The organism is uncultured Mycobacterium sp., from assembly GCF_964249325.1.
Taxonomy (GTDB): Bacteria; Actinomycetota; Actinomycetes; order Mycobacteriales; family Mycobacteriaceae; genus Mycobacterium.
This window is the reverse complement of the sequence record NZ_CAXUCH010000135.1, coordinates 2,066-11,549: the sequence shown is the minus strand read 5'-3', so window position 1 is coordinate 11,549 and position 9,484 is coordinate 2,066. Positions and strand designations below refer to the sequence as shown.

General features: G+C 67.6%; 9 protein-coding genes and 3 pseudogenes (1 of these 12 only partly in view). 8 read left to right on the top strand and 4 right to left on the bottom strand.

Translation table 11 applies throughout. The features are described from left to right. Positions 1-40: 40 nt before the first annotated feature. The 6 genes and pseudogenes from ACFE99_RS16360 (at position 41) to ACFE99_RS16335 (ending at position 5,244) form a co-directional block, all read left to right on the top strand. The gene (locus ACFE99_RS16360) at positions 41-817 is read left to right on the top strand and encodes an SDR family NAD(P)-dependent oxidoreductase (protein ID WP_375487084.1); all 777 of its coding nucleotides are present in this window, start codon (positions 41-43) and stop codon (positions 815-817) included. Then, positions 804-1,358 (top strand): orotate phosphoribosyltransferase, encoded by a 555-nt coding sequence (pyrE, locus tag ACFE99_RS16355; protein WP_375487078.1) that lies wholly within the window; start codon positions 804-806, stop codon positions 1,356-1,358. The genes ACFE99_RS16360 and pyrE overlap by 14 nt, the downstream gene beginning before the upstream one ends. A 76-nt stretch (positions 1,359-1,434) precedes the next feature. Then, positions 1,435-2,051: pseudogene (locus tag ACFE99_RS16350) on the top strand (hypothetical protein); the annotation flags it as partial. Then, positions 2,048-2,692, top strand: coding sequence for a TrmH family RNA methyltransferase (locus ACFE99_RS16345; RefSeq protein ID WP_375487076.1), 645 nt, complete (start codon positions 2,048-2,050; stop codon positions 2,690-2,692). The pseudogene ACFE99_RS16350 and the gene ACFE99_RS16345, both read left to right, overlap by 4 nt. A gap of 16 nt (positions 2,693-2,708) precedes the next feature. After that, positions 2,709-3,836, top strand: a complete 1,128-nt coding sequence (locus tag ACFE99_RS16340) for a glycoside hydrolase family 76 protein (RefSeq protein ID WP_375487074.1) — start codon at positions 2,709-2,711, stop codon at positions 3,834-3,836. A gap of 58 nt (positions 3,837-3,894) precedes the next feature. Then, positions 3,895-5,244 carry a 3-oxoacid CoA-transferase gene (locus tag ACFE99_RS16335; protein WP_375487072.1) on the top strand — a complete coding sequence of 450 codons (1,350 nt, stop codon included), beginning with the start codon at positions 3,895-3,897 and terminating at the stop codon, positions 5,242-5,244. Position 5,245: 1 nt separating this feature from the next. Here ACFE99_RS16335 and ACFE99_RS16330 read toward each other — a convergent pair whose 3' ends face one another. Continuing rightward, on the bottom strand, positions 5,246-5,941 hold the full coding sequence (locus ACFE99_RS16330; RefSeq protein WP_375487082.1) for a VTT domain-containing protein: 696 nt from the start codon (positions 5,939-5,941) through the stop codon (positions 5,246-5,248). 144 nt (positions 5,942-6,085) lie between these two features. Between ACFE99_RS16330 and fbaA the strand changes: the two genes are divergently transcribed. Further along, positions 6,086-7,120, top strand: a complete 1,035-nt coding sequence (gene fbaA, locus ACFE99_RS16325; RefSeq protein ID WP_375487070.1) for a class II fructose-bisphosphate aldolase — start codon at positions 6,086-6,088, stop codon at positions 7,118-7,120. Here the strand turns inward: fbaA and ACFE99_RS16320 are convergent. Continuing rightward, on the bottom strand, positions 7,117-8,007 hold the full coding sequence (locus ACFE99_RS16320; protein ID WP_375487068.1) for a hypothetical protein: 891 nt from the start codon (positions 8,005-8,007) through the stop codon (positions 7,117-7,119). The genes fbaA and ACFE99_RS16320 overlap by 4 nt on opposite strands. Positions 8,008-8,115: 108 nt before the next feature. Between ACFE99_RS16320 and ACFE99_RS16315 the strand changes: the two genes are divergently transcribed. After that, positions 8,116-8,532: a DUF3151 domain-containing protein gene (locus ACFE99_RS16315; protein WP_375487066.1), complete on the top strand. Its 417-nt coding sequence runs from the start codon at positions 8,116-8,118 to the stop codon at positions 8,530-8,532. On the opposite strand, the pseudogene ACFE99_RS16310 reads toward ACFE99_RS16315, so the two are convergent. Continuing rightward, positions 8,533-9,256 (bottom strand): annotated as a pseudogene (locus ACFE99_RS16310) (cation diffusion facilitator family transporter). It abuts the gene before it with no gap. 16 nt (positions 9,257-9,272) lie between these two features. Beyond that, a pseudogene (locus ACFE99_RS16305) lies at positions 9,273-9,484 on the bottom strand (site-2 protease family protein) (it continues 503 nt past the right edge of the window).

Here is a 9,484-nt window from a genome sequence, read left to right as displayed (position 1 = left end):
GCTCCGGGCGTGCGTCGTCGCCTTCGCTACGCTGTCGGTCATGCCCCGCCCTGTCGCCCTGATCACCGGGCCGACGTCCGGAATCGGCGCCGGGTATGCGCGCCGTTATGCCGCCGACGGTTTTGACCTGGTGCTGGTCGCCCGCGGCACCGACCGGCTGGCGCAGCTGGCGGCCGAATTGCGCGACGAAGCCCGTTGCGGTGTCGAGGTTTTGCCCGCCGACCTAGCCGATGCCGCCGATCGCGGCAAGGTCGCCGACCGGCTGGCCGCCGGGGTGCGGGTGCTGGTGAACAACGCCGGCTTCGGCACGTCCGGCGAGTTCTGGACCGCCGACCCCGTCCTGCTGCAAGCGCAGCTGGACGTCAACGTGACCGCGGTGATGCAGCTGACCCGGGCCGCGCTGCCGCCGATGCTTGACGCCGGGGTGGGCACCGTGATCAACGTGGCCAGCGTCGCCGGGCTGCTCTCGGGCCGCGGATCGACGTACTCGGCGTCGAAGGCGTGGGTGGTGTCGTTCACCGAGGGCCTGGCCGGCGGGCTGAAAGGCACCGGCGTCGGCGTGCACGCTGTCTGCCCCGGATACGTGCGCACCGAATTTCATCAGCGGGCCGGCATCGACATGGCGTCGCTGCCGTCGTTCATGTGGCTTTCGGTCGACGACGTGATCCGCGAAAGCATGGCCGACATTGCCCGCGGAAAGGTGCTCAGCATCCCCGGCGTGCAGTACAAGGCGCTGGTGGCTGCCGTACGGATCATGCCGCGAACCCTGGCGCGGGCCGCTGTGAGCGCGATGGGCCGGGGCCGTGGCCGCACCTGAGCTGACCGTCACCGACCGTGAGGAGTTGGCCGAGCTGGTGCGCCGGCTTTCGGTGCGGCGCGGCAACTTCACACTGTCCTCGGGTAAGCAAGCCGACTACTACGTCGACCTGCGCCGCGTCACCTTGCACCACCGCGCCGCCCCGCTGATCGGTCGCCTGATGCGCCAGCTCACCGCCGACTGGGACTATGCCGCGGTCGGCGGGTTGACGTTGGGCGCCGATCCGGTCGCCACCGCCGTCATGCACGCGCCCGGCCGGCCGATCGACGCGTTCGTGGTGCGCAAGTCGGTGAAATCCCATGGCATGCAACGACTTATCGAGGGCGCCGAGGTTTCCGGACTGCGGGTGCTGGTCGTTGAGGACACCAGCACCACTGGCGCGTCGGCGCTGACCGCGGTGCGCGCGGTCCGCGACGCCGGCGGCGACGTGGTCGGGGTGGCCACCGTGGTCGATCGCGCCACCGGTGCCGCCGAAGCCATCCAAGCCGAGGGCTTGCCCTACCGCAGCCTGCTGGGTCTGGCGGATCTGGGATTGCACTAGATTGTTGCGCGACGACCCGCTGCACACGCCGCGCTTGCGATCGCCGCGAGACGCCGTGCAGGCCGTCATTGCGATGTTGGCGGTGCTGGGCTGGAACATGTCGGTGTCGAATCTGCGCTGGAACGCCGACTACGTGCTCGTCGACGTCGACGCCGCCCCGACCGATTCGTCGGCACCGCACACCAAACCCGACGACGTCCGGTTCGGGCTCTATGGCGCGCTGGCGCACCCGATGGAGGCCACCGGCATCGGCAGCTGCGAGCACGTGAAAAACGTTGTTGTGCAGTCGTTGTCAACGACACCGGCCTGGTGGTCAAGACCACCAGCGTGTCAGCCTGGCGCGCCGACGGCACACAGCTCAGCCAAGTCTCGCTCGGTGATCCCGGGGTATTCACGGGCAGCGGCTACATGCTGCTGGGATTGGTGGTCGACGCCGTCGCCGCCCGCTACCGCGACGACTCCGCGGCCCGCGGCGGCCCGATGATGCTGCTCGCCGCCCCGACACTGCCCAGCCCGGGGCTGAGCGCGGCCTGCGCCGCTTATGGGGTCCTCGGTGCTGATCCTGCCTGAGGCATCGCTGAACGCCGTCACGTCAGCCCGTCGCTGTGCACCCAGGGCGAAATCAACCAGGCCGTGCTGTATGCGACAGTCTCGGTGGTAGGCACCCATCCCGCAGTCTGGACCGTCAAATGACTGAACCCGGCCCCACCGAGTGGGGCGTCCCGGCCAGCGGCGTCGGCCCGTGGGAAGGCCCGCTGCCGAGCGACCCGCGCTACGACCCGAGGCTGTTGCGCGACGGCGACACCCGCAACGTCGTCGACGCCTACCGCTACTGGACGCGCGAGGCGATCATCGCCGACATCGACAAGCGGCGACACCCGCTGCACATCGCCATCGAGAACTTCGGGCACGACGCCAACATCGGTGCGGTGGTGCGCACCGCGAACGCGTTCGCGGTCGACACCGTGCACATCGTCGGCCGGCGGCGGTGGAATCGCCGCGGCGCCATGGTCACCGACCGCTACCAACGGCTGCGCCACCACGACACCACCGCCGAGTTGATGGACTGTGCAGCGCGCGCCGGGCTGACCGTCGTCGCCGTCGACAACGTTCCCGGCGCTGCCCGCCTGGAGCAGACCGCGCTGCCACGGCAGTGCCTGCTGGTGTTCGGCCAGGAAGGCCCCGGCATCACCGACGAAGCCAAAGCGGCTGCGGCGCTGACCGTGTCGATCGCCCAATTCGGTTCGACCCGCAGCATCAACGTGGCCGTCGCGGCGGGAATCGCGATGCATGCCTGGATCGTCCAGCACGGGGACCTGACCCACGCCTGGTAAGGCAGTATCTGCAGACATGGAACAGGTGTGGGCCAACCGGGCAGCCAGCGCCGAAGCCGCCGTCACGGGTCGACATCTCAAGCGGCTGTGGGCATTGCCGGGCACCCAGCTCGGCGTGGTGGCCTGGCCGCCGGCCCGGCGCGACCGCTTGTTCGGCCACTGGCACTACTGGTGGCAGGCCCACCTGCTGGACTGCCTGGTCGACGCGCAGCTGCGTGATCCAAAACCCGAGCGCCGCAAGAGGATTCGTCGCCAGATCCGCGCGCATCGGCTGCGCAATGCGGGCAGGTGGACCAACGACTACTACGACGACATGGCGTGGCTGGCCCTGGCGATGGAGCGCGCCGCCCGGGTGGCCGGCATCGACTGCCACCGCGCGCTGGACAAGCTGACCGACCAGTTCGTCAAAGCCTGGGTTCCCGAGGACGGCGGCGGTATTCCCTGGCGCAAACAGGACCAGTTCTTCAACGCCGCGGCCAACGGCCCGGCTGGAATCTTTTTGGCCCGCTACGGCGATCGGCTCAAACGGGCCGAGCAGATGGCCGACTGGATCGACGCCACGCTGGTCGACCCGGACACGCATCTGGTGTTCGACGGCATCAAGGCCGGTTCGCTGGCGCGCGCCCAGTACACCTACTGCCAGGGCGTGGTGCTCGGCCTGGAAACCGAATTAGCTGCGCTCACCGGCGATCCCCGGCACGCCCCCCGAGTGCACCGGCTGGTCGCCGCGGTCGAAAAAGAGATGGCGCCATCCGGGGTGATCAAGGGCGCCGGCGGCGGCGACGGCGGGCTGTTCGCCGGGGTCACCGCCCGCTACCTGGCGCTGGTGGCCACGATGCTGCCCGGTGATTCCGCCGCGGACGTCGCCGCGCGTGAGACTGCCCGAAACCTGGTGCTGTCCTCGGCGCGGTCGGCGTGGGACTACCGTCAGACCGTCGACGGGCTGCCCGTGTTCGGGCCGTTCTGGGATCGCACCGCCGAACTGCCCACCACGGGCGGCGCGCAGGAGGAGTTCGTGGAAGGCGCGGTCACCGGCTCGGAGGTGGCCGAACGTGACCTGTCGGTGCAGCTGTCCGGGTGGATGCTGATGGAGGCCGCCTATAACGTGACTCCCGGCGACGATGCAGAGCGCGAAGCGCGATGAGGAGGAGCCGGGCAATCGGGCAGCTGCCGAATCGTCGGATAAGTAGAGGAGCAACTACGTGAAAAAGGTCCACCCCGACGCTGCGTCCGCGCTGCACGGCCTGCTCAAAGACGGCATCACGATCGCAGCCGGCGGCTTCGGCCTGTGCGGTATCCCGGAAAACCTCATCCGCGCGCTGGTGGACAGCGGCGTCCAGGACCTCACCATCGTCGGAAACAACGCCGGCGTCGACGATTTCGGGATGGGCCTGCTGCTCAAGGGCCGGCAGGTGAAGAAGGTGATCGCCTCCTATGTGGGCGAAAACAAGGAGTTCGAGCGCCAGGTGCTGGCCGGTGAGCTGGACCTCACGCTCACCCCGCAGGGGACGCTGGCGGAGAAGTTACGCGCCGGCGGTGCAGGCATTCCCGGCTTCTACACCCGCACGGCCTACGGCACCCCGCTCGCCGAAGGCAAGGACACCCGCGTCTTCAACGGCGTCGAATACGTCCTGGAAGAAGGCATCCGCGCCGATTTGGCCATCGTCAAGGCGTGGAGGGGCGATCAGGCAGGCAACCTCGTCTACCGCAAGACCGCGCGCAACTTCAACCCGATGATCGCCACCTGCGCCGCGGTGACGGTTGCCGAGGTGGAAGAGCTGGTCGAGGTCGGCGACCTGGATCCCGACCTGGTGCACACCCCGGGCATCTATGTGGACCGCATCATCGAAGGGCGCGACTACGAGAAGCGCATCGAGTTCCGCACCACCAGCGGCGGCGCCGCGCTGAAGAACTACAGCCCCATTCGCGAACTGATGGCCAAGCGTGCCGCCCAGGAATTGCGCGACGGCTACTACGTGAACCTGGGCATCGGGATTCCGACCCTGGTGGCCAACTTCATTCTCGACGACATCGACGTGACCCTGCAGTCCGAGAACGGCTTGCTCGGCATCGGTTCCTACCCGAGCGACGACGCCGTCGACCCCGACCTGATCAACGCCGGCAAGCAGACCATCACCGCCATTCCCGGGTCGAGCTTTTTTTCCAGCGCCGATTCCTTCGCGATGATCCGCGGCGGCCACATCGACCTGTCCATCCTGGGCGGACTCGAAGTGGCCGAGAACGGCGACCTGGCCAACTGGATGGTGCCGGGAAAAATGGTCAAGGGCCCAGGGGGCGCGATGGATCTGGTGTCGGGAGTGAAACGAGTGATCGTGGTGATGGATCACACCGCCAAAGACGGCAGCCCGAAGATCCTCAAACAGTGCACACTGCCCATCACCGGCAAGGGTGTGGTGGACATGATCATCACCGACCTGTGCGTCTTCGACGTCGAACCGGGGCGGGGACTCACCCTGACCGAGCTGCATCCCGGGGTCAGCCTCGCCGACCTGCGCGCCAAGACCGGCTGCGATTTCGGGGTCGCTGTCTGACCTAGTCCGCCAATGGCAGCCGGTCGCGCTTCGGCGCCCGACGGCGGTTCAAGTATGCCCGGCCCGCCGAGATGAAGGCCGGCACCAGCGACACGAACAAGATGCCCAGGATGATGGTTTCCAGGTTCTTGTTGACGAACGGCACGTTGCCCAGGAAGTAGCCCGCCAGCGTCGCACCGGCACCCCAGGCAACACCGCCGACGATGTCGAAGCCCAAGAACAGCGGGTACCGCATATACGACACGCCGGCCACCACCGGGACGAACGTCCGCACGAACGGTGCGAAGCGAGCCAGGATGACCGTCACGGGTCCGTACTTCTCGAAGAAGGCGTGCGACTCGGTCACGTAGTGCTGCTTGAAGAAGCGGGAATCTTCCTTCTTGAACAGCGCCGGGCCGATCCGCCGCCCGATGAAATATCCGGTCTGGTCGCCGAGCACCGCCACGATTGCCACACAGGTGGCCAACACCTGGATGCTGACCGGCGGGTGCGCGCTGGCTGCCAGCAGGCCACCGGTGAACAGCAGCGACTCACCCGGCAGCAGCGGAAACAGCAGCCCGGTCTCGATGAAGACGATCAGCAGGATGCCGGGTAGCACCGCGTGGCCGAAGACGCCGTGGGCGCCCAGCCAGTACATGGGGTCCAGCAGGCCCGGTAGGGCCAGCACCGTCCCCTGTCCCGCGGCCGCAATCGTCATCATGAGCACCCAACATACCGGTGGGCGCGGCCCGCTCCGGCGAGGCGCAGCCCAGGCGAGCCCCGTCGAGAAGGCGCTGTTGGGATACTGACGGCAACAGTCGTCGTGTTGCACCGCCTGCGGCACAGCCAGGAAGGAAGTTCCATGCCCATCGCAACGCCCGAGGTCTACGCCGAGATGCTGGAGCGCGCCAAGCAGAACTCGTACGCGTTTCCGGCCATCAACTGCACCTCGTCGGAGACCATCAACGCCGCATTGAAGGGTTTCGCCGACGCCGGCAGCGACGGCATCATCCAGTTCTCCACCGGGGGCGCGGAGTTCGGCTCCGGGCTCGGGGTGAAGAACATGGTGACCGGCGCGGTGGCGCTGGCCGAGTTCGCCCACATCGTCGCGGCCAAGTACCCGATCAACGTCGCGCTGCACACCGACCACTGTCCGAAGGACAAGCTCGACGGCTATGTCCGTCCGCTGCTGGCCATCTCGCAGGAGCGGGTGGTCCAAGGTAAGAACCCGCTGTTTCAGTCCCACATGTGGGACGGCTCGGCGGTGCCGATCGACGAGAACCTCGCGATCGCCCAGGAGCTGCTCAAGGAGGCGGCCTCCGCCAAGATCGTCCTGGAGATCGAGATCGGCGTGGTGGGCGGCGAAGAGGACGGCGTCGCCAACGAGATCAACGAGAAGCTGTACACCACGCCGGACGACTTTGAGAAAACCATCGACGCGCTGGGTCACGGTGAGCACGGCAAATACCTGCTGGCCGCGACTTTCGGCAACGTGCACGGCGTCTACAAGCCCGGCAACGTCAAGCTACGTCCCGACATCCTCGCCCAGGGCCAAAAAGTGGCCGCGGCGAAGCTCGGCCTAAAGGGCGACGCCAAGCCGTTTGACTTCGTTTTCCACGGCGGTTCCGGCTCGGAGAAGTCGGAGATCGAGGAAGCGCTGCGCTACGGCGTGGTGAAGATGAACGTCGACACCGACACCCAGTACGCGTTCACCCGGCCGATCGCCGACCACATGTTCACCAACTACGACGGTGTGCTGAAGATCGACGGCGAAGTGGGCCGCAAGAAGGACTACGACCCGCGCAGCTACCTGAAGAAAGCCGAAGCCTCGATGACCGAGCGGGTCATCGAGGCCTGCAACGACCTGCACTGCGCCGGAAAGTCGCTAAGCGCTTAGCTGCTCGACGACTCGCAGATCTTCCACTGGTCGTCGCGGAACTGCAGGTCGAAACTGCGAGTGGAGCGGACCTGCGGAGCGTTGGCCATGAACGCGGTGACGTTGGCTTCGGCGGATTCCCCGTTGACCACGACCTGGTCGATGCTGGCCACCACCGGAAACTGCTTGGCCGCCGACACTTTCCGGTACGTGTCCTGCCACGCTTGCTCGTCATAGCTGACGTACCCGTCGCGCGCGCTGCCGCAGGTGATGCTGCGCAGTACGGCCAGATCGCCGTTTTGCACCGCGACGTCGAAGTTCTGGATTGTGGTGCGGACCTGCTCCTCTTGTGAGGCTTGGTGGTGTTTGCCGCGGGTCAACAGCACGGTGCCGAGAACGGCGATCGCGGACAGCGCCAAGATGATCAGGATCAGCGCCAGCACCCAGCCCCAGCTGCGTTGGGTCGACGGCCGCAACTTCGCGCCGAGGCGCGGTGGAATCAGCTGCGGTGTGGCCGTTTTCGGCGGCATGTTCATCGGCGCTGCCGCTGTGGGCTGTTGCTGGCGGGCGCGGAACACCTCGGTGGCGGGCTCGGCGGCGGTTTCCATGACCACCGTCTCCTTCGCATCGAAACCCGGTGCGGTGAAACGACGTTCACCGCGCTGCCGTTGCGGTTGGACGGCTTGACCCGGGCTCTCCTGACCGGGCTGGGTCATCACCTCGGTAGCGGGCTCGGCATCGTTTCCGGCCCGCGGATAGGTCTCGGTGACGTCCTCGTCGGCTTCCGGTGCGGCCGTCTGCTCCCCGACGGGGTCGGTCTCGGATGCGACCCGGTCGGTACCGCCGTCGTTGACGGCATCTGGCTCGAGCCCGGCCTCGTTGTGGTCGGGCCCTGGTGGGGTGGGCATGGGCGTTGCTGTCCTCCGGCTATCGAGTCAGTAGGGAGCTTAGCGAGAACAGAATGCAATTGCGCGCCTGGCGATAATGCGGCGCGGCACAACCGCACAATGAAACCCATGACACCGACGCGTGACCTTCTGGGGCCCGATCCGATCCTGCTGCCCGGCGACAGCGATGCCGAAGCCGAGCTGCGGGCGAACGAGAACCCGGCCATCGTCGCCGCCGCGCACCCGTCGGCATCGGTCGCGTGGGCGGCGCTGGCCGAAGAAGCGCTGGCCGAGGACAAGGCCATCACCGCGTACGCCTACGCCAGCACCGGCTACCACCGCGGGCTGGATCAACTGCGACGCAACGGGTGGAAGGGCTTCGGCCCGGTGCCCTATTCGCACGAACCCAACCGCGGGTTCTTGCGGTGTGTGGCCGCGCTGGCGCGCGCCGCCGACGCCATCGGCGAAACCGACGAACACCAACGCTGCCTGGACTTGCTCGACGACTGTGACCCCGATGCCCGCTCGGAACTCGGCCTTAGCTAACTACCAGCTGGCCGAGCAATCGCCGACGCCACCCGGCGGCTCGACCTGAACCGTGGCGTGCTGCAACCCACGCGCCGCCAGCACCGCACGCGCGTCGTCGAGTACCCGCGCTGCGTCGGCGGGGCTGGTCAGGTGGGCAGTCGCCACGTCTTTGCCGGGCACCAGTGTCCACACGTGCAGGTCGTGCACATCGGTCACGCCGTCGACGGCTCGCAGCGCCGCGCGCAGCTCGTCGACGGCGATGTGGCTCGGCGACGACTTCCATGTAGGCGCCCTTGACGGCCAGACTGCTCGTGGAATGGACCCGTAGCAGCAGTGCCGCCACGGTGTTGGTGGCCAGGTCGCCGAGCGCGACCGCGATCATCGGGACGCCCGGGATCGCCGGGGCGTTGTCGAGCCGCCGTACCGCTTCGTCGAGGTTGAACGCCGCTATCCCGATCAGCAGCACCGCGTTCGCCACCGCGGTGAACACCTCGGCGCGGTGCCAGCCATAGGTGCGCCGCGGCGAGGAGCTGCCGCGGCGGGCCAGCATCAGCGCGGCCAGACCCATGACCGCGGCGGTCAGGTCGGTCAGCAGATGTCCGGCGTCGGCCAGCAGCGCGATCGAACCGATCAGCAGCGCGGTGCTCAGTTCCACCGCGAAGAAGCCGGCGAGCAGCACCGCGGCGCTGACCATCCGCGAGATGCGGGCGTCGGTGCCGCTGTGCGTGTGCCCGGCGCCCATAAGGCGTCGCGCTGCCTCAGATCCAGGCGCTCCAGAACCGGGTCAGCCGCCCGCCGGCGACAGCCAGCCAGTGCGGCACCCCGGACAGGTCGAAAAGCCAGTACACGACGCCGAAGAACCACTGGTTCAGCGCCGGAGCGAGGAATAGCAAGAGGATGAGCAGGAAGCCGAACTGCTTGGCAGGCTCCAGCGCGCGCTGCGTCTCAGGGCTCAGGTGCGGTTCCAGCG

Coding starts and splice junctions, on each gene's coding strand:
- ACFE99_RS16360 (WP_375487084.1), top strand. CDS start 41: ATGCCCCGCCCTGTCGCCCTGATCACCGGGCCGACGTCCGGAATCGGC.
- ACFE99_RS16345 (WP_375487076.1), top strand. CDS start 2,048: ATGACTGAACCCGGCCCCACCGAGTGGGGCGTCCCGGCCAGCGGCGTC.
- ACFE99_RS16340 (WP_375487074.1), top strand. CDS start 2,709: ATGGAACAGGTGTGGGCCAACCGGGCAGCCAGCGCCGAAGCCGCCGTC.
- ACFE99_RS16330 (WP_375487082.1), bottom strand. CDS start 5,941: ATGACGATTGCGGCCGCGGGACAGGGGACGGTGCTGGCCCTACCGGGC.
- fbaA (WP_375487070.1), top strand. CDS start 6,086: ATGCCCATCGCAACGCCCGAGGTCTACGCCGAGATGCTGGAGCGCGCC.
- ACFE99_RS16320 (WP_375487068.1), bottom strand. CDS start 8,007: ATGCCCACCCCACCAGGGCCCGACCACAACGAGGCCGGGCTCGAGCCA.
- ACFE99_RS16315 (WP_375487066.1), top strand. CDS start 8,116: ATGACACCGACGCGTGACCTTCTGGGGCCCGATCCGATCCTGCTGCCC.